This window comes from Paenibacillus sp. Z3-2, from assembly GCF_054161325.1.
The window spans coordinates 3,693,639-3,711,698 of the sequence record NZ_CP096397.1 but is presented as its reverse complement, the minus strand read 5'-3'; the positions used below and the strand labels follow the sequence as shown (position 1 = coordinate 3,711,698).

Below are 18,060 nucleotides of genomic sequence, written 5' to 3'. Positions count from 1 at the left end.
ATATTGTGCATTGTAGTACATCATTAACGCAAAGTAGAGCAGATGAAACGATTGTTACTGTAAAAATTCAGAAAAAATACAACATTTTCTAACGCACCGCATTTTTCTTTTCAACTTGGCTAGAATGGGGTAATGGTTACTGTTATATCTATTTTCTTGAGAAGAAGGTGATCTCTTGGCCATTCAACCGTTGGCACACCCGGACATATCGCCGGAGCATATTTATTTATTTCATGAAGGCAACCTTCATCACAGTTATCGAATTTTGGGCGCACAGCCTGAGATCTGCGATGGCCGTCAGGGGTATCGCTTTACCGTGTGGGCACCAAATGCCGCAGAAGTAGGATTGGCTCTGGACCGTAATGGATGGAAAGGCGAAAAAGAACCTTTATATAAGATACCCGAATCAGGATTTTGGAGTCGTTTTTTTCCGGAAATTAGTGAAGGAACTTTATACAAGTTCCGTATATTAACGGAAGATGGAACAGAATTGCTCAAAGCGGACCCTTATGCGTTTCATGCGGAGGTTCGACCTCAGACAGCCTCTGTCACCAGTTCAATCGAAGGTTACAAATGGAATGATGGAGCCTGGAGACGCAAACAGCGTGGGCTGTATAACAAACCTCTACATATTTATGAAATGCATATGGGGACCTGGAAGCGCAAAGAAGATGGCAGCCTTTATAGTTACCGCGAGATGGCTGACTTGCTCGTTCCTTACTTATTAGAAATGAAATATACCCATGTTGAGATGATGCCTCTAAGTGAGCATCCCTATGACCTTTCGTGGGGATACCAAAACACTGGATTTTATGCACCAACAAGCCGTTACGGACAGCCTAAAGATCTGATGTATCTGGTGGATACACTACATCAGGCTGGAATTGGTGTTCTGCTGGATTGGGTGCCAGCGCATTTTGCCAAAGACGCTCATGGGTTGCGTATGTTTGATGGTACGCCTTTGTATGAGTATGCAGACCCGATGTTAGCAGAGAAGCCAGGCTGGGGTACACTTAGCTTTGACTACTCGAAACCTGAGATTCGTTCATTTCTGATATCCAACGCATTGTATTGGATGGAGATGTATCATTTTGACGGACTCCGTGTTGATGCGGTTACGAGTATGCTTCGGCTTGATTTTGAGAAACAGCCAGGACAATACCGAACCAATGATGAAGGAGGTCTTGAGAACAAGGAAGCTGTAGCCTTTTTACAGCAACTGAATGAGACGGTGTTCAAGTATTTCCCTTATGCATTGATGATGGCTGAAGAATCCAGTGCATGGCCAATGGTAACGTTACCTGTAGATGAAGGCGGTCTGGGTTTCAATTACAAATGGAACATGGGCTGGATGAACGATACGCTTGATTACATGGAATCTGATTTTCATGAGCGTCCTTCCAAACATCATTTGCTGACTTTCCCGGTCGTATACTCCTTTTCTGAAAATTATGTGCTACCTCTGTCTCATGACGAGGTTGTTCATGGCAAAAAGTCACTCCTTGACAAGATGCCAGGAACCTATGAACAGAAATTTGCCGGCATGCGTGCTTTTCTGGGCTATTTTATGACTTTCCCAGGGAAAAAACTGTTGTTTATGGGTGGAGACTTTGGCCAGTTCATCGAATGGAAGGATGAGGATCAACTGGATTGGTTCTTGCTGGACTATGACAGTCACCGCAATTTGCATAAGTTTGAGCGTGAACTGTCGAACCTGTACTTGAGCGAAAAAGCTTTGTGGGAGCTTGATCATTCCTTGGACGGTTATGAATGGATCACTCCGGATGATCAGGACCAGAGTGTCATTTCATATGTACGCAAAGGAAAAAAACCTGCGGATACACTCCTTGTGCTCATTAACTTTCAGCCGGTCAAGCGGGAGCGTTACCGAATTGGTGTCATGCGTCCCGGTATGTATACCGAAGTTCTGAACAGTGACCATTCCGTTTACGGCGGTTCAGGCATTACTAATGATATGCAGCTACCTACCGAAAAGATTCCTTTTCATGGGCATCCGCATAGTCTCGAATTGGTTTTGCCTCCGCTGAGCATCGTGATTCTAAAAAAGAACACGCGTCGGAAAACGGATGAATCGCCTGCGAGTATAACTTCCGTCAGTTCAAAAAAGAAGAATAAGAATGAAAGTAATACGCTCAAACCGAAGAGGAGGACAAAGGCATGAATATTCTATTTGCTGCTGCTGAAGTACATCCATTTATCAAAACAGGAGGCCTTGCTGACGTAATCGGTGCTCTCCCGCTTGCATTGAAGAAGAGCGGGGCAGACGTGCGGGTGATTATGCCTAAATACAAGGGGATTCCCGATGAGTATAAAGACGCGTTACAGCCCGTCGTTACAACGGATGTGCCTCTGGGCTGGCGTAGACCCTATTGTGGAATAGAAATGCTGATTTATGATGGAATACCAGTATATTTTGTGGATAATGAGTATTATTTTGGGCGTGACGGGGTGTACGGATATATGGATGATGGTGAGCGGTTCGCCTTCTTCAACCGTGCGGTTCTCGAAGTGCTGCCACAGATTGAGTTCAAGCCGGACGTGCTGCACAGTCATGACTGGCATGCAGGGATGATTCCTTTGCTGCTCGAAGCACACTACAGACACGATTCATTCTACAGTGATATGCGAACGGTATTCACCATACATAACTTGTTGTATCAAGGGGTATTCCCGCATCAGTTATTTAGTGAAATCCTGGAGCTGGACGATCGATATTTCACCGTGGATGGAGCCGAGTATTACGGTAATGTCAATTTCCTCAAAGCTGGAATTGTGTACGCTGACCATGTGACAACCGTTAGTCCAACTTACGCACAGGAAGTGAAAACATCTTATTATGGATATGGCCTTGATGGACTGCTCAGTTCACTTGGAGATCGATTTAGCGGGATTGTAAATGGCATTGATACCAAGAGCTACAACCCGGCTACAGACACCAAGATCCCCGTGAAATACAGAACGAGTCTGTCCAAGAAAACGGAAAACAAAATCGAGTTGCAAAAGGAACTTGGATTGCCTGTTCGACCAGATGCACCTCTTATGGTTATGGTCACAAGGCTAGTTGATTCCAAAGGACTTGATCTGGTCTGCCGCATCCTGGATGAATTGTTGTATTATGATGACATACAGTTCGCCGTACTTGGAACTGGTGAGCAGGCCTATGAACACTGGTTCCGTGAAGCGGCAAATCGTTATCCACTCAAAATGTCTGCTCAGATCAAGTTCAACGACGGGTTATCCCGTCGGTTCTATGCAGGCAGTGATATCTTCCTGATGCCATCCAGGTTCGAGCCATGTGGCATTAGTCAGTTGCTGGCCCTGCGGTACGGCAGTGTGCCTCTCGTAAGAGAAACAGGTGGTCTGAACGATACTGTGCAGGCATATAACGAGTTTACCGGAGAAGGGAATGGCTTCTCATTCACATGCTTTAACGCGCATGACATGATGAATACCATTCGACGTGCGGAGGAGATCTACAAACAGCCAGAACACTGGAAGAAGATTGTGAAAAATGCAATGAGCGGAGAATACAGCTGGAATGTCTCTGCTGAGGAATATATGGATATTTATCGTCGAATCACACTCGAACCTGTAAATTGATGCAGTTATCAATGAGCCACAGCATATGATGCTGTGGCTTTTTTACGCAATAAAAAAACACTCCGAAACTTCAGAATAATCGTACTGCATTCATCTGAGGCGGTAGAAGTGTTTTCTTTTGTTATGAGCATGTTATGAGCATGTTTTGACTTAGACTTTAAAATGAATGTTCGCCGGATCAAGCTGCCTGTACAAAATGCGGTACCCGTAAGGATCAAGCTTAACATTCATCATGCCATCGGTTGGATACACTGACTCTTCAGTTAAAGCATCCTTCCAGTCTTTTGTTTCCATGGGGTGAGAGAGCGTACGATCTTGAGATGTATTATTCATCCATACCGTAAAGTGGAGGTTGTCATCTACACGTTCGTACACGATACAGGGATCGTTATGATCAGCTTTGAGGAAACGGAAGCGTCCTTTGCGCAGGGCTTCATTGCTTTTGCGTAAATCGATCATCAGACGATAGAAATCGTAGAGTTCTCTGTCTTGTTTAGCAGGGTCCCATTCCATGCATTTTCGGCAATCCGGGTCAGCACCACCACTAATTCCAACCTCATCTCCATAGAAGATACAAGGTGTGCCGATATAGGTGAAGAGAAATACAACCGACAACTTTAGTCGGCGTTTGTCTTCTCCTAACCGGGTGAGCAGGCGAGGGGTATCGTGGCTGCAGAGCATATTGAAGATTACTTCGTTGGTTTGTTGCGGATAGCGCATAATCAATGAACCCATCTCATTGGCAAAATTATAACCATCCATCGACCCGCAGAAGAACTGAAGTACTTTGTCGGCAAATGGATAATTCATGACGGAATCGAATTGATCTCCCATAAGCCAGGTCAAGGAATCGCTCCATACTTCACCCACAATATAAGCTTCGGGATTCGCTGCCTTAACAACCTTGCGGAAATCACGCCAGAAATGGTTGTCCACTTCATTCGCTACATCCAGTCGCCATCCATCCAGCTTGATTTCCTTGATCCAGTACTCAGCCACATCGAGTAGATATGCCTTAACCTCTGGGTTGGCTGTATTGAATTTGGGCATGTTGCCATAGAACCCAAACGTATCGTAGGTAGGTATACCGTCCTTAATTTGAACCGGATATTCATTGATGTGGAACCAATCCGCATACTTTGAGTTTTTTCCATGTTGGAGTACGTGCTGAAAAGGGGGAAAGTCTTCGCTGCAATGGTTAAATACGGCGTCCAGCATAACACGAATACCAAGGCGATGGCATTCTTCTGTCACTTTTCGTAGCATGGCGTTATCACCGAAATGGGGGTCGACTTTTTTATAGTCAATGGTGTCATATTTATGGTAGGAATTGGCCTGGAATAACGGGGTAAAGTAAATGGCGTTTACGCCAAGTTCAGTCAAGTCATACAGATGATCCAGTACACCCTGCAGATCTCCACCAAAATAATTGTCCAACTCAGGTTTGCCACCCCAGTCATGGGTTTCTTGTGGATTTAGCGTGGGATCTCCATTAGCAAACCGTTCAGTCATGATCTGATAAAAGACAGCTTCTTTGGCCCACTCGGGCACCTTAAACACGTCAATTTCGTGTATGTAAGAGAACTCATAGTATCCTCCGGTGGGATAGGGGGGCTCATAATGAATTCCGTTATCCGCAAGAAACACATCCTCTGAACCGGCAGTTATCCGAAATATATAGGTGAGACGTTTGAATTGTGGCTTGACGGCAGCCTCCCAATAATCAAACATGCGATCGGAAGCAGCCTTCTCCAGTTGAATTTCCTTGTAGGTTCCGTTCCAATTGTACTTATCTCCGGTCAGTGCAGTCACATATTGCACATCATTGCGCTTGGTTCGTACGCGCAGATGTATGGTAGACGAGTTGTAGGCATAAGCCCACTTGTCACGAGGGACATGATACATAGCTTCGAGCAGCATGACAGCACCTCCTGAATATGGATAAATTATAACAATATATAACCAAGTTAGCCAGCAAATGAACCATATTTACTGTAATAAAATGTATTATTTTCAATGTTTTCAAGGCTTTCTTTCAAAGCATATCCAGCTTCTAACTGGATATACTTACAGATTGTTACGAAAAGGGGTACCCGGAACAAGCTTGAAAATTAAGCCTGTCTGGGTACCCCTGTGCAATATGCTGAAGCGGATGTTAACGAATAACTTGTTCAAACTCTGTACGTATGGATTGAAGCAGTTCAGGTTGGCTCAGAACGTCATAGGCTGTTGTAGCGAGTGCCTTGGCTCCCAGAATCATCCCGTCCAGAGCGCGCTCTTGGAGTGCAAGATCACGGAAGGCTATGGAGTGTAGTGTGTGCACCTCGTCTACAACACGAATATAAGGATGGATTGCAGGACATTTCAGGGAAACGTTACCGATGTCCATGGAGCCATGATCGTTGCCACTGACAATCTCTTCTTGCGGGATGCCGAGTTCCATCAGATTTTGACTAAACGCAGCTGAGAATGCTTCATTGGTGACCATCTCATCATAGGACGTCTCATAGTTGGACGTTACCAGCTTGCAGCCTGTCTGGAGAGCAGAGCCTTCAGCGATCTGAATCACACGTTCCGTGAGGATATTCAGCTCTTTTCTGGTTGCGGCACGTACATAAAATTGCGCGGAAGCATAGTCAGGAATGATGTTTGCCGCTTGACCCCCGTTGTTGATCACACCATGGATACGAACGGTGCTTTTCACTTGTTGCCGGAATGCATTGATTCCATTGAACGTTTGAATGACGGCATCCAGTGCATTAATGCCTTCATGCGGACTTGCAGCAGCATGTGAGGATTTGCCATGGAATTCAAATTGGACAGCATCAATAGCCAGCGAGCTGCCTGACTTTTCATAGGCATAATATGGATGCGCCATCAGAGCGACATCGCAGTCATCGAACAAGCCTGCTTCAGCCATAGGAACTTTGGCACCACGGGTCTCCTCAGCGGGTGTACCAAACACTTTAATGGTTCCGCCTACTTCATCCAGAATGGATTTTAGCCCAACAGCAGCCCCAAGACTCATCATACAGATCAGATGGTGACCACAAGCATGACCGATCTCCGGCAACGCGTCATACTCACACAGTAATGCGATGGTAGGACCGGGTTTGGCGGCTGAATAGGTTCCAATAAAGGCTGTGTCCAGTCCAAGGATTGGAGCCTCTACAGTGAAGCCGTGATAGACCAGTTCTTCTTTTAGACGGGCAGAAGCAAGATACTCTTCATTCCCCAGTTCGGGATTGGCACCGATATATGATGAAATGGCTTTAAAACGGGAAGCATATTGATCAATAACCGTCAGGATCTGTGATTTGTTAGATGTCATTAGTAAACTCCTTATGCAAAAATGAAAATAATTCATTGATTATATCATGTTTGCTTCATTTTTTCAGAAACAAGTCAAGATTTGTAATGTCAAAATACATTGCATAATCATGCATTGTACTTTATAATGACTCAGTCATCAACATGAGAAGCATACAAAGTATTGTAAGGGGAGAGAACAAGGTTGAAATTGATAAGTCGTTACACTATGATGCTGTTGACCTTTGTCGTTCTGCTGACGACTGCCGTTCCTGTGGCACTTGCAAGTGGGACTACAGACAATTCAAGCAGTAAAAAGCTGGTGCTCGGTACAAGTGCCGATTTTGCACCCTATGAATTCCATAAAGTGATCGATGGCAAAGATCAAATCGTTGGTTTTGATATTGCCATTGCCAAAGAAATTGCCAAAGACCTTGGCGCTGAGCTTGTCATTGAAGATATGGGCTTCGACGGACTCCTGCCTGCATTGCAGAGCGGTCGTGTGGATCTGGTCATCTCGGGAATGACACCAACCGATGAACGGAAGCAAAGTATTGATTTTTCCGACACCTATTACAAGTCCAAACAAGTAATCATGGTTCGCAGTGCGGATAAAGACAAATATCCGACGATGGCAGAACTGGAGAATGAAAAAATAGGGGTGCAGAAGGGTTCCATTCAAGAGACGATTGGACAGAATATCCCAGGAGCGAAGCTTACTGCGCTCGATAAAATTTCTGATATTGTGTTGCAGTTGCAAACGAATCGTATAAATGCAGCAATCGTTGAAGATACCGTTGCTGCGGGATATCTGGATGATGTGATTGCACTTGCTCCTGCTGTTCCTGATGAAGAACAGGTAGAAGCAGCAATTGGAATCCGTAAAGGGAATACAGAGTTGCTAAGTGCGGTCAATGGAACGCTCGAGCGATTGAAAAGTGAAAATAAGATCGAACAAATGGTCACAGACGCCAGTCTCCTGATGGCTGATAAAGTGAACAAATCACAAAATATATTTGAAGTGTTCTGGCAATACAAGAGCTTCTATGCAACAGGTGTAGGATACACGCTCCTGTTATCTGCACTTGGTGTAATATTTGGGGTGATCATCGGACTGATCATCTGTTTGTTCCGTCTACATGATGTAGCCATTCTACGTTGGATTGGAACAGCGTATGTCGAAGTTATTCGGGGTACTCCGATGCTAGTGCAATTGATGATTATCTACTATGGATTGGCCCTGACATTTGGTATTAATTTTAGTCCCCTTCAAGCGGGGATTATCACACTTTCCATCAATAGTGGTGCCTATCTTGCGGAAATTTTCCGTGCAGGTATTCAAGGGGTGGATCGTGGCCAGTTGGAAGCAGCTCGCTCCCTCGGAATGGGCAGAGGTGCAGCCATGCGTTACATCATATTGCCACAGGCTTTCAAGGCCGTATTGCCGGCAATTGGTAATGAATTCATAACGATCATCAAGGAATCCTCCATTATCTCTGTTATCGGTATGGTGGACATTATGTATCAGGCAAGTGTGGTCAAAAACATTACGTATCAAGGATTGAGTCCGTTTCTCATTGCGGCAGCCATTTACTTTGTATTGACGTTCATTTTGTCCAAGCTGCTGGGACGACTGGAAAGGAAGTTGAGTGCAAGTGATAGACGTTAGACAATTACACAAATCTTATGGAAATAACGATGTGCTTAAGGGCATTAACGTGACGATTGGCAAAGGCGAGGTTGTCGTGGTTATCGGTCCTTCCGGTTCGGGTAAAAGTACATTCTTGCGTTGTCTGAACCTGCTGGAACAGCCTACCTCGGGAGAGATAGATTTTGAAGGCGTGTCAATCACCGATCCGAAGCACAACATCAATGCGACTCGTGAAAAAATGGGGATGGTGTTCCAGCATTTCAACCTGTTCCCACACAAAACGGTACAGCAAAACATTACGATTGCTCCAATTAAAGTGAAGAAGCAATCCACGCAGGAAGCGGAGAAAATTGCTGCTGATCTGCTTAACACTGTGGGCTTGTACGATAAAAAAGATACATTCCCGAATCAGCTGTCCGGTGGACAGAAGCAGCGGATCGCCATTGCAAGAGCATTGGCCATGCAGCCGCATGTAATGCTGTTTGACGAGCCAACTTCGGCTCTCGACCCCGAGATGGTCGGTGAAGTACTCGATGTCATGAAACGTCTTGCAGAAGGCGGGATGACCATGGTCATCGTGACGCATGAGATGGGTTTTGCACGTGAAGTGGGAGACCGGATCTTGTTCATGGATGGCGGGGTTATTGTGGAAGAAGGAACACCAGATGAGGTGTTCGGAGCACCCAAAAATCCACGGACACGTGATTTTCTTGCTAAGGTACTCTAAATTCACAGATCAAATAGCGTTGCTGACTTTATGTCGGTAACGCTATTTTTTATGCGTAATAAACATTAATAGAGTCGAAAAGTAACTTTTCTGTAACTTAATCTTAAGGAATCGATGCATCTGCCATTTCGTGATTATCCAGTATTCTTACAGATGATGATGCGCTGAAAATCATTTGGTAAGAATTACTACAAGTTCAGGTTACAAAATTGTGATATATTGAACTCTGCCGAAACTTCCGGACAGGGAGTGCGGGGGATGTAACGATGCAGATTGTGCAGGGGAAGATCGATAGCACACTGCTTGGGGTGAATTAGGGGTACATAATGTTTCCAGATGTAACGAAGAACCTATAGGGTGGGCTCCTCATCCGAATCCGACAACTAACTTCGCAGGCACAATGAGGGAGGAAGACCATGATTAACAAGAAACGTATAGCCAAAACAGCAGTAGCATTATTGACAACAGCAATGCTTATCCAAGCCGTTCCGGCTCACGCAGATTCAGTTCATGTGGCCAAAGAGGGAGATACCTTCTACACCTTATCGAAACAATATGGAGTAGCACTTAACACGTTGGTTAAAGCAAATAACGACATTTCACCTTACAACATTTATGGTGGTTTGAAAATTACAATCCCCGGCAAAGCAAACAAAGTTGCTGCTGCCGCTACGGAAAGCAAGGCTCAAGCGAAGACGGTTACCACAGCAAGCTTGGACGTTAACGCAGATAACAAAGTGGTTCAAGCCTGGGGCAAAACGTTTGATTACAGTAAAGCAGTCAATGTGAAAGCAACGGCATACTCTGCAGATCCGTCCGAAAATGGAGGATGGGGTGCTGTGGATTACTTCGGTAATGATCTTGAACTGGGTACGATTGCAGTTGATCCAAGTGTGATTCCACTCGGAACCAAAGTATTGGTCACAGGTCACAGCCATCCGGGATTGCCCAAACAGGCTTTTGTAGCCACAGCACGTGATGTTGGCGGTGCAATCAAGGGTCACCGGATTGATATCTTCATTCCTGGTAGCAAGCAGTCCGTAAGCAAATTTGGTTTTCAGGATATCGAGCTCTACATTCTGAAGTAGACATCAAACTACATCTAATGAATTCAAACAGGGTGTCTGTCAGTCGCTAACTTGCGATTGAACAGGCACCCTTTTAACATTCGCAATCATTTCCTTTTACGGATCATGGACACCCTAATCTTTGGCCTTAGGCAATCCCAACATTTCGTCCAATGTGACGAGTTCATATCCGCGGTTACGCAGTTCCTCAATGACTTCGGGCAAAGCCTCAATCGTGCCGTTCAGGTTAGAGCCCACACCGCCTCCTGCATGCTGCAGAACGATGGAACCAGGTTTCACGGCAGACAGGATATTTTCTTTCACCTTTTCTTTGGAGAGGCCTTTCCAGTCCAGGGAGTCAACATTCCAGTTCACAATGCTATAATGCTGTCTGGCAGCCCATTTCAGCTGTTCCTCATTAATGTCTCCGTAAGGTGGCCGTATCATTTTAGGGGTATATCCCGTGAGGTGGTGAATAATATCCCCGGTATGTAAAATTTGTTTGCGAAAGGCATTCATCGACAGCTTACTGAATTCCGGATGATTATAGCTGTGATTGCCAACGATATGTCCTTCCTTAACCATGCGTTTCACCAAATCCGGATGTTTCTCAGCACGACTACCCACGATGAAGAATGTAGCTCTGACTTTGTATTTTTTCAATACATCCAGCACTTGCGGAGTAAATCGTGGATCGGGCACATCATCAAAAGTCAGGGCAACCTGCTTGGTTGAAGGACCATTGGTTTTGAACGTATCGGCATATTTTTGACGTAATTGTCCCAATGTCAGTTGCTCTTCTTCCGCGGAATCTGAACCTGATACCGACTCACTTGGCGGGCTTGAAGCATCCCGAGATGAAACTGGAGCATGATATCCTCCGAGAAAAATAACGAGAACCATCAGCATAATGAGGCGTACGCGCATAATAACGGCCTCCTTTTCCAAAATGACGTTCTCCTTGGTATGCCCGGGGTATCCATAAGTTATGCGTAGTGTGAGAATTTTCATTGCCGATTCATCTCATGAAAGCCATAATTCCTCCATATATAACATATAGAGAAGGATAGGTGGATGACTATGAGTACATATGATTTGAAATCGATACGTTTACAGGTGATTGAAGCAGGAGAGGATAAGGTTTTTCTCGTTACCGGAGGAAAGGCGCATATTGGCGCTGTAGCCACGTTCTATGTGGATCATGAGCGGGTTAGTGGGACTACGGTACATATTCCGGGTCATAAGGAACAAGAGCTCTGTGAGCGGCTTGCCCGAAAGGCTGCCCTGCAGCTGAAAGTAACCGTTACGGTAATGATGGGTATCCATTTTGATTCCATTACACGGATGCAGATCGACGAAATCGTGCAAACTGCAGAGAGGTTGATGGAGGATCATCTGAACAAAGATAAAGAGTCTTCCTGACATAAGGGCAATCGCATGTTTTGATTTTATTTAATAAAATTGAAACGAGTTGTAGATTGTTACGTATGTATAATTATATACGATGTAATATCGACTAGGAGGAGTACCATAATGTCCATTTTCAAACGATTGCGTGATTTAACAATGTCTAACGTTAACGCCATTATTGACAAGGCAGAAGATCCAATCAAGATGACGGACCAATATATCCGTGACATGCAAGAGGATCTCGAGGATGCGGAGAAAGCAGTAGCCGCACAGATCGCCATTGAGAAGAAATTCAAGCAGTTGTTCGAAGAGCAGGAAGCTCTTGTGAAGAAACGTGAAGAACAGGCGCACACGGCGGCACGTGCTCAGAACCTGGATCTGGCTCGCCGGGCTCTGGAAGAGAAAAAGGTTGCCGAAGAGAAGATGGCTGAGTACAAAACCAGCTATGATCAGAACAAGGCTTCTGCAGATAACCTGCGTGGCAAGCTCGACGAGATGCGTAAGCAGTTGACTCAAATGAAGAACAAACGCGAAACATTGGTAGCCCGCTACAATGCAGCAAAAGCCCAAACGGAAATCAATAAAGCGTTGAATGGATTTGGCTCGGATACGGCAAGTGCCGGCCTGAAGCGTATGGAAGAGAAAATGATGCAAATGGAAGCTCAAGCTGAAGCAAGCAACGAGATGTCATCCAAAGGCAAGTCGCTTGATGAAGAGTTCGAGAAGTTGGGTAAAGACCAGGCTGTTGAAGACGAACTGGCAGCATTGATGAAACAGTACGATAATAAGAACTAACACCTTGGTTGTCAGCAGGGTTAACCAGCGGAGGAGAAGAGCGTTTCTCCTTCGCTTTTAAATGCGGTTCATGTTGATATGTGGGGGCTGTGTAAATGGATTTGAACATTTTGGCGATGCTTGTCTGGACCGGTTCTGGTTCGATTTTGCTGTTTGTTTTGATGTATGTTGATTCACTGTTCACGAAATATAAGGATTTTGCTGAAGTTAAGGCTGGCAATATGGCAGTTACTACACGTATGGTGATGAAATTATTTGCGCAAGGGTATGTACTCGCTACGTCCATTTCTACGGCTGGTCATCTAGGAGAAGCACTGTTGGTCTCCGTTGTATCCTTTATCATTTTGTTGATTCTGGAGAGTGTCGTACACTTTATGATTCGCAAATGGGCCACTTTGGATCTGGATACCGGAATTCAGCAAGGAAAGACAGGATACGGGTTGTTCTCTGGCGCTTTACATATCGTAGGCGCACTGATTATTGCAGCTTGTTTATAAGATAAGGAACAGGAGTAATTCTCATGAGTGTATGGAAACGTATTAAAGGAATACTAACGAAACCTGAACCGCCGCAGGCAGAGAAAACCATGCTACAGCTTGCACCTGGTGATATCTGTGAGGTTTCTCTGGTCACTTATGAAGTCGTTGGTCGGGTACAAAATCGGGCTCGAAATGCAGTTGTGCTTACGCTGCAGGATGGTACCGCCTTTCGATATTTGCATATTGAAGAGCGGGAGATCACGCGATATGCCTTATATACACCTATTGATGGCAGGCTTGATGCGCCTGATGAGGTGCCTACATTACTCGATCTGGATGGCCGTGCATATCATCTGGAGGAAGAATATGGGGGCATGGTATCCACGGCAGGCAGAACTCCCTATGGCCAGGCTGGAGAACAATTGGTATGGCAGTATCAGTCTGATGATAATATGCTTCTTCGTGTGGAGTGGCAAGACAGAAGATTTACACTGTATGAGGGTGAGTCCATTCTTCCTGCGGATATCAAAGTGATTCGTTCGAGCTAGGAGAGGTTCCAATGAAAAAACGCTTGGCACATGGATTAAAATTAATGCTGGTCCTCAGCCTTGTGATGTCTCTGTTGTCCGCGTGCGGAGCGCCTTCTGTTCAGGACACATATCCGCTTGAATCGGTTAGTGGCAGTGGTAACTCAACGTCCTATGTGTACCGGGCTTCGGACCGTACGGTTCCGGAAGTGGCTCAGGAATTGTCTGAGCAAAGGCAACCGGATCAGATCTCGGCAGAGAACACGGAGCGTATGTTCCTGGTGTATCAGGACGATTATTATCACCTGCAACAAGATCCGAACAAGCCGGAGGATACCTTGGTTGAGGTGGACTCAAAGGAATATGTTCGACAGAACTACGATTCATCTTTTTTACAAGGTTACCTGACCGCCACATTAATTGGTAATCTATTCGATTCATTTGGCGGGCGGGGGTATGGCAAATATCGGGGTTATACCAATAAAGATACGTATAAACCGAGTGCAGGATCTTACCGCACACCAACGAGTAATGACAAAAAGGTTGCTCCACCCATTACTGTGGATCGGAAAGGTACGATTACAAGGCGCGGAAGTGATAAAGATTCTAGCGTGGGATCTGGCGGCGGATTATTCAACCGGAACAAAGATCAGAGCAAGGGAACCATTGATCGCAACAAGAGCAGTGGTGGGTTGTTTGATTCACCTAAGAAATCCTACAAAAAACCAAAAACCAGAGTGGGCGGCGGCCGAATTAAGAGGCGAAGATAATAAGCATTCACTCATAAGCATGGCTACCAATCGCATCATTCATTTAAGAACAGTGAAAAGGGAAGGCGGATTCACCTCTGCCGGCACATTACCTTGGAGCTGTTCTTTTTGGTTTACGATTTGCGAACATAGCGAATGAATCTGTTTGTGACAGGGGATGCACAGGCTGGCTGTTGGCAGGAATGTTCCGCCCATTTCTTTGGGTGTCAGATGATGGATGGTCGTGTTTACAGGTTTTCTTCCACATAATTCACATTGGTCACTCACGGTTCACGCCTCCTTGTATCATTTATATTATAAGCACATATACTGGCTTTCATTTTGGATGTAGGCTTTGGAATGTTAGCTCCGTAAGAAAACAAGATCTTGTGACAGGAGTCAGTGAGCGATGTACTTGTCATCGGGCTGCTTTCGGGCTACACTTTCTTAAACGATAAGATGTCCTTAGGAGGTAAGAACACTTTTGAAACTGAACTCACATTCACATGATATGACAACTGCCAAGTTCAATCGTACAGCTGTACAGGTACCGGATGCCCAAGCCAAAATAGCTGCACGCGTGACTTCGGGTCCCATAGAGAAAGTTCGCCTTGAATCTGCCCATGGACGTACACTTGCGCAGACTATTCACGCACCTCACCCGTATCCGTTCTTCCGGAGATCGGGTATGGATGGCTTTGCAATTATAAGTACAGATACTACAGATGCATCAAGTGAGCAACAAATCTGGTTTCGTGTAATTGATGAAATCCCCTGTGGATATACCTCCGACCACACCATTGTATCAGGTACGACAGCTCGCATCATGACGGGTGCACAGGTTCCAGAAGGTGCGGACGCTGTCGTCATGATGGAGATGACCGAGAGCAAGGAAGAGAACGGAGAACAGTGGATTGCATTGAAACGCCAGATACTGTCTGGTGCTAACATCACACCCATTGGACTGGAAGTTCAGGAGGGTCAGCAATTGCTTGACGCAGGAACGATCATTAGAGCAGGAGAGCAGTCAGTGTTGGCTACTTTTGGCATTGCAGAAGTTCCCGTATTTCAACGTCCTAAGGTGGCGATATTCGCAACAGGCACGGAATTGCTTGATGTAGACGAGCAACTGCAACCGGGCCGGATACGGAACAGCAACAGTTACATGCTGCGCTCATTGGTCGTAGAAGCGGGAGGAGAGCCGGTGATGTACGGTTCCATTGCAGACGATGTGAATACAGCCAGGACCAAACTGGAAGAAGCCATTCAAGATAATGATATCGTAGTGACCACAGGCGGTGTATCCGTCGGCGATTATGATATTATGGGAGAACTTGTGCTGGAGGAACATGTGGAGATGTTGTTTAACAAAGTGACGATGCGACCAGGCAGTGTAACCACAGCGGCTGTGTACAAAGACAAACTGCTTTTTGCACTTTCGGGTAATCCGGGGGCTTGTTTTGTGGGTTTTGGTCTATTTGTTCGTCCTACCATTCGTTCCATGCAAGCGGATGCTCATCCTTATTTGGAAGAATGGACTGCGATCTTGGAAGAAGGCTACACCAAAGTAAACAATTTTACACGATTCGTACGTGGACGCACTGAAATCCGCAACGGCATGGTGTACGCGAGGCCCGCTGCTGCCCGTGTAGATGAATCCAGCGTGATGATTACCATTAAGGACAGTGATTGTCTGATTGTTATTCCACCTGAGAAAAAAGGTATTCCTGCAGGTGAACAAGTGCGCATCCTCAAACTGCCCTCAGGTCAAGTGAGGTAGCTGATAGATGACTAATATGAGTGGGGAAAAACCATATATCATACAGATTGTGGGTTACAAGAACACAGGCAAAACGACCATGACTGCCGCGATAATCGGGTACTTTTCCTCTATGGGACTTAAGGTAGCAGCGATTAAGCATGATGGACACGACCATTTCGAGATGGATCAGGAAGGAACGGATTCGTATCTTTTTGGGGAGGCAGGGGCCTCGGCGGTCGTTGTCATGTCGGAGAAACGAACATCAATTATGGAACGACAGGCAACCAAGCTGGAGGATATGCTGAGCCATCTGTCCGGGTATGATTGGATTGTTATTGAAGGATTCAAAGAGGCTTCTTATCCCAAATTCGTGATGGTTCGAGAAGAGAAAGACCTGATCCTAATTGACCGACTTGAAGGGGTAATGGGGGTGATCTCATGGCTACCTCCAGATCAAGTTATGGAGCGGGGGATCGTAAATAGGGCTAAAGCGTGGTACTCGGTTCATGAACCGGAAGACATAGCTCAATCATTGTTTGAAATGGTCAAGAGTGAATAAGTACTTAATATGGATAATAGACTTAGCGCGAAAACGTAATATATATTATGTAAACTTAAAAGTATATACTATTGCTTTGGCGACAGATATCGTACCATCTCCTAAAGAATCCATTAAAAAAGCAGCAGACCTTTCTCGGATCGAAATCCTTGATGCGGCTTGCTGCTTTTCGTTCGTTCGGAGTGTTACATCCCGTCTTCTGTACGACGTTCGATGGCTTCGGACATCGTTTTGTCGGTAAGGTGAGCGTAGATCTCGGTCGTTTCCGTAGAAGCGTGTCCAAGCTGCTCCTTCGTTTTATAGATATCATTTTGCAGATAATAGTCAGTTGCGAATGAATGGCGTAATTTGTGCACGGTCAGATAAGGTTTGCCAAAGCGTTTGGCGTATTTCATAATCATGGCCTGGATCGCTCTTTTGGTCATACGGCTGCCTTCTGAATCTCCGTTTCGCAATGCAATGAACAGACCCTTCTCCCGCTTGGGCGTACGGTAACGTGATTGCCTCAGATTCATATAGGTCGCGAGTTCGTCCTTGGCCTGTTCCCTGAAATAAACAGGTGTTTTGTACGTTTCATCATTGTTACCTTTGCGATAGACATATAAGAGCTTATTATTCAGATCGAGGTCATCGACGTTTAGATTCACGACTTCCGACACCCGTAAACCTGAATTGAGAATCAGGCTGGCAATACAGGCGTCACGTTCTTTGTTGAGTTCATGGGAATACAGCGCCTGCTTGTTCTTCTCCATATCTACAGCATAACCTTCAAGAATGTATCCAATAAATTCGAGAAGTTCCTCTTCCTCGAGAATTTTACCTTTGAGTTTGGCAGCGGTGTCCTTGGGTTTATGGGTACGCTTGATCTCAATTTTGGCCATAATATTCCGTTTCAGCAGAGGGTAGAAGTCTTCATCTTCCGCAATCTGGCTCAGGTAATGAAAAAGGGAGCGGAGGGAAGAGAGCTTGCGAGAGACGGTAATTCTCGAATTGGCTCCTTCTCGCTTGGTTGTGAGAAATAACCGATAGGCAGTAACTGAATCCATGCGAAGGACTTCCAGTTCAGACAACGTAACTTCTTTATTAGAGCTTGCCTCGGACAGCCCTTCTGCTCGCAACCAACCGAAGAAAGCTTCGTAATCTCTTACATATTCGAGTAGGGTAGAGGGGGACAGATCAGGCAGCTTGTAGTCCATAAATTGCTGAACGAACCAAGGCATAGAAGGTAGTTTGTCATCCAGCTTGCGTCGATCGATCTCTTTTTGCACGTTGGTCAAGTTCGGCACCTCCATGTGAAAAACATATGAAATTATTATTCAATGTGCTAGTATTCTATGCTCTAGTGTACCATAATTTACATGCTCACAGCTTGTTCACTGAAGTATGAAAAAGGTAGCGGGGGGC

At 45.4% G+C, this 18,060-nt stretch carries 17 protein-coding genes and 1 riboswitch; of the genes, 12 read left to right on the top strand and 5 right to left on the bottom strand.

What is annotated here, in order from left to right; translation table 11 throughout:
• Positions 1–175 precede the first annotated feature (175 nt).
• Both glgB and glgA read left to right on the top strand, forming a co-directional pair.
• The gene (gene glgB, locus M1D71_RS16615) at positions 176–2,182 is read left to right on the top strand and encodes a 1,4-alpha-glucan branching protein GlgB (protein WP_458122867.1); all 2,007 of its coding nucleotides are present in this window, start codon (positions 176–178) and stop codon (positions 2,180–2,182) included.
• Positions 2,179–3,621 (top strand): glycogen synthase GlgA, encoded by a 1,443-nt coding sequence (glgA, locus tag M1D71_RS16610; RefSeq protein WP_458122866.1) that lies wholly within the window; start codon positions 2,179–2,181, stop codon positions 3,619–3,621. Before glgB ends, glgA begins: the two co-directional genes overlap by 4 nt.
• A 150-nt stretch (positions 3,622–3,771) precedes the next feature.
• Here glgA and M1D71_RS16605 read toward each other — a convergent pair whose 3' ends face one another.
• Both M1D71_RS16605 and M1D71_RS16600 read right to left on the bottom strand, forming a co-directional pair.
• Positions 3,772–5,541: an alpha-glycosidase gene (locus M1D71_RS16605; protein WP_458122865.1), complete on the bottom strand. Its 1,770-nt coding sequence runs from the start codon at positions 5,539–5,541 to the stop codon at positions 3,772–3,774.
• A 235-nt stretch (positions 5,542–5,776) separates the two neighbouring features.
• Positions 5,777–6,952 carry a M20 family metallopeptidase gene (locus tag M1D71_RS16600; RefSeq protein ID WP_458122864.1) on the bottom strand — a complete coding sequence of 392 codons (1,176 nt, stop codon included), beginning with the start codon at positions 6,950–6,952 and terminating at the stop codon, positions 5,777–5,779.
• A gap of 210 nt (positions 6,953–7,162) precedes the next feature.
• On the opposite strand from M1D71_RS16600, the gene M1D71_RS16595 reads away from it, so the two are divergent.
• From M1D71_RS16595 to M1D71_RS16585, 3 genes are all read left to right on the top strand, one after another.
• Positions 7,163–8,599: an ABC transporter substrate-binding protein/permease gene (locus tag M1D71_RS16595; protein ID WP_458127276.1), complete on the top strand. Its 1,437-nt coding sequence runs from the start codon at positions 7,163–7,165 to the stop codon at positions 8,597–8,599.
• Positions 8,586–9,308, top strand: a complete 723-nt coding sequence (locus tag M1D71_RS16590) for an amino acid ABC transporter ATP-binding protein (protein WP_336758607.1) — start codon at positions 8,586–8,588, stop codon at positions 9,306–9,308. The genes M1D71_RS16595 and M1D71_RS16590 overlap by 14 nt, the downstream gene beginning before the upstream one ends.
• 217 nt (positions 9,309–9,525) lie before the next feature.
• Positions 9,526–9,722, top strand: a riboswitch (cyclic di-AMP (ydaO/yuaA leader).
• A gap of 2 nt (positions 9,723–9,724) precedes the next feature.
• Positions 9,725–10,396 carry a 3D domain-containing protein gene (locus tag M1D71_RS16585; protein WP_458122863.1) on the top strand — a complete coding sequence of 224 codons (672 nt, stop codon included), beginning with the start codon at positions 9,725–9,727 and terminating at the stop codon, positions 10,394–10,396.
• A gap of 114 nt (positions 10,397–10,510) precedes the next feature.
• Here the strand turns inward: M1D71_RS16585 and M1D71_RS16580 are convergent, their stop codons facing one another.
• Positions 10,511–11,302 carry a polysaccharide deacetylase family protein gene (locus tag M1D71_RS16580; protein ID WP_458122862.1) on the bottom strand — a complete coding sequence of 264 codons (792 nt, stop codon included), beginning with the start codon at positions 11,300–11,302 and terminating at the stop codon, positions 10,511–10,513.
• 153 nt (positions 11,303–11,455) lie between these two features.
• On the opposite strand from M1D71_RS16580, the gene lpdD reads away from it, so the two are divergent.
• From lpdD to M1D71_RS16555, 5 genes are all read left to right on the top strand, one after another.
• Positions 11,456–11,797: a prenylated flavin chaperone LpdD gene (gene lpdD / locus M1D71_RS16575; protein WP_458122861.1), complete on the top strand. Its 342-nt coding sequence runs from the start codon at positions 11,456–11,458 to the stop codon at positions 11,795–11,797.
• A 111-nt stretch (positions 11,798–11,908) separates the two neighbouring features.
• Positions 11,909–12,580 (top strand): PspA/IM30 family protein, encoded by a 672-nt coding sequence (locus tag M1D71_RS16570; protein WP_458122860.1) that lies wholly within the window; start codon positions 11,909–11,911, stop codon positions 12,578–12,580.
• A gap of 95 nt (positions 12,581–12,675) precedes the next feature.
• Positions 12,676–13,077: a DUF350 domain-containing protein gene (locus M1D71_RS16565; RefSeq protein ID WP_458122859.1), complete on the top strand. Its 402-nt coding sequence runs from the start codon at positions 12,676–12,678 to the stop codon at positions 13,075–13,077.
• Between the two features lie 23 nt (positions 13,078–13,100).
• Positions 13,101–13,607 carry a DUF4178 domain-containing protein gene (locus M1D71_RS16560; protein ID WP_145322017.1) on the top strand — a complete coding sequence of 169 codons (507 nt, stop codon included), beginning with the start codon at positions 13,101–13,103 and terminating at the stop codon, positions 13,605–13,607.
• An 11-nt stretch (positions 13,608–13,618) separates the two neighbouring features.
• Positions 13,619–14,356 (top strand): DUF4247 domain-containing protein, encoded by a 738-nt coding sequence (locus M1D71_RS16555; protein WP_145322015.1) that lies wholly within the window; start codon positions 13,619–13,621, stop codon positions 14,354–14,356.
• 39 nt (positions 14,357–14,395) lie between these two features.
• Here the strand turns inward: M1D71_RS16555 and M1D71_RS16550 are convergent, their stop codons facing one another.
• Complete coding sequence (locus M1D71_RS16550; RefSeq protein WP_458122858.1) at positions 14,396–14,623, bottom strand: HNH endonuclease; 228 nt, start codon at positions 14,621–14,623, stop codon at positions 14,396–14,398.
• 223 nt (positions 14,624–14,846) lie between these two features.
• Here M1D71_RS16550 and M1D71_RS16545 point away from each other — a divergent pair, with 223 nt between their 5' ends.
• Entirely contained in the window at positions 14,847–16,115 is a 1,269-nt protein-coding gene (locus tag M1D71_RS16545) for a molybdopterin molybdotransferase MoeA (protein WP_458127275.1), read from the top strand.
• Positions 16,116–16,122: 7 nt separating this feature from the next.
• On the top strand, positions 16,123–16,656 hold the full coding sequence (gene mobB, locus M1D71_RS16540; protein ID WP_458122857.1) for a molybdopterin-guanine dinucleotide biosynthesis protein B: 534 nt from the start codon (positions 16,123–16,125) through the stop codon (positions 16,654–16,656).
• A 185-nt stretch (positions 16,657–16,841) separates the two neighbouring features.
• Here mobB and xerS read toward each other — a convergent pair whose 3' ends face one another.
• Positions 16,842–17,948, bottom strand: coding sequence for a tyrosine recombinase XerS (gene xerS, locus M1D71_RS16535; RefSeq protein WP_458122856.1), 1,107 nt, complete (start codon positions 17,946–17,948; stop codon positions 16,842–16,844).
• Positions 17,949–18,060 lie beyond the last annotated feature (112 nt).

Bases quoted from the DNA above. Each gene is read 5' to 3' on its own strand.
- glgA (WP_458122866.1), top strand. From the start codon at position 2,179: ATGAATATTCTATTTGCTGCTGCTGAAGTACATCCATTTATCAAAACA.
- M1D71_RS16605 (WP_458122865.1), bottom strand. From the start codon at position 5,541: ATGCTGCTCGAAGCTATGTATCATGTCCCTCGTGACAAGTGGGCTTAT.
- M1D71_RS16600 (WP_458122864.1), bottom strand. From the start codon at position 6,952: ATGACATCTAACAAATCACAGATCCTGACGGTTATTGATCAATATGCT.
- M1D71_RS16595 (WP_458127276.1), top strand. From the start codon at position 7,163: ATGCTGTTGACCTTTGTCGTTCTGCTGACGACTGCCGTTCCTGTGGCA.
- M1D71_RS16585 (WP_458122863.1), top strand. From the start codon at position 9,725: ATGATTAACAAGAAACGTATAGCCAAAACAGCAGTAGCATTATTGACA.
- M1D71_RS16580 (WP_458122862.1), bottom strand. From the start codon at position 11,302: ATGCGCGTACGCCTCATTATGCTGATGGTTCTCGTTATTTTTCTCGGA.
- lpdD (WP_458122861.1), top strand. From the start codon at position 11,456: ATGAGTACATATGATTTGAAATCGATACGTTTACAGGTGATTGAAGCA.
- M1D71_RS16570 (WP_458122860.1), top strand. From the start codon at position 11,909: ATGTCCATTTTCAAACGATTGCGTGATTTAACAATGTCTAACGTTAAC.
- M1D71_RS16565 (WP_458122859.1), top strand. From the start codon at position 12,676: ATGGATTTGAACATTTTGGCGATGCTTGTCTGGACCGGTTCTGGTTCG.
- M1D71_RS16560 (WP_145322017.1), top strand. From the start codon at position 13,101: ATGAGTGTATGGAAACGTATTAAAGGAATACTAACGAAACCTGAACCG.
- M1D71_RS16555 (WP_145322015.1), top strand. From the start codon at position 13,619: ATGAAAAAACGCTTGGCACATGGATTAAAATTAATGCTGGTCCTCAGC.
- M1D71_RS16545 (WP_458127275.1), top strand. From the start codon at position 14,847: ATGACAACTGCCAAGTTCAATCGTACAGCTGTACAGGTACCGGATGCC.
- mobB (WP_458122857.1), top strand. From the start codon at position 16,123: ATGACTAATATGAGTGGGGAAAAACCATATATCATACAGATTGTGGGT.
- xerS (WP_458122856.1), bottom strand. From the start codon at position 17,948: ATGGAGGTGCCGAACTTGACCAACGTGCAAAAAGAGATCGATCGACGC.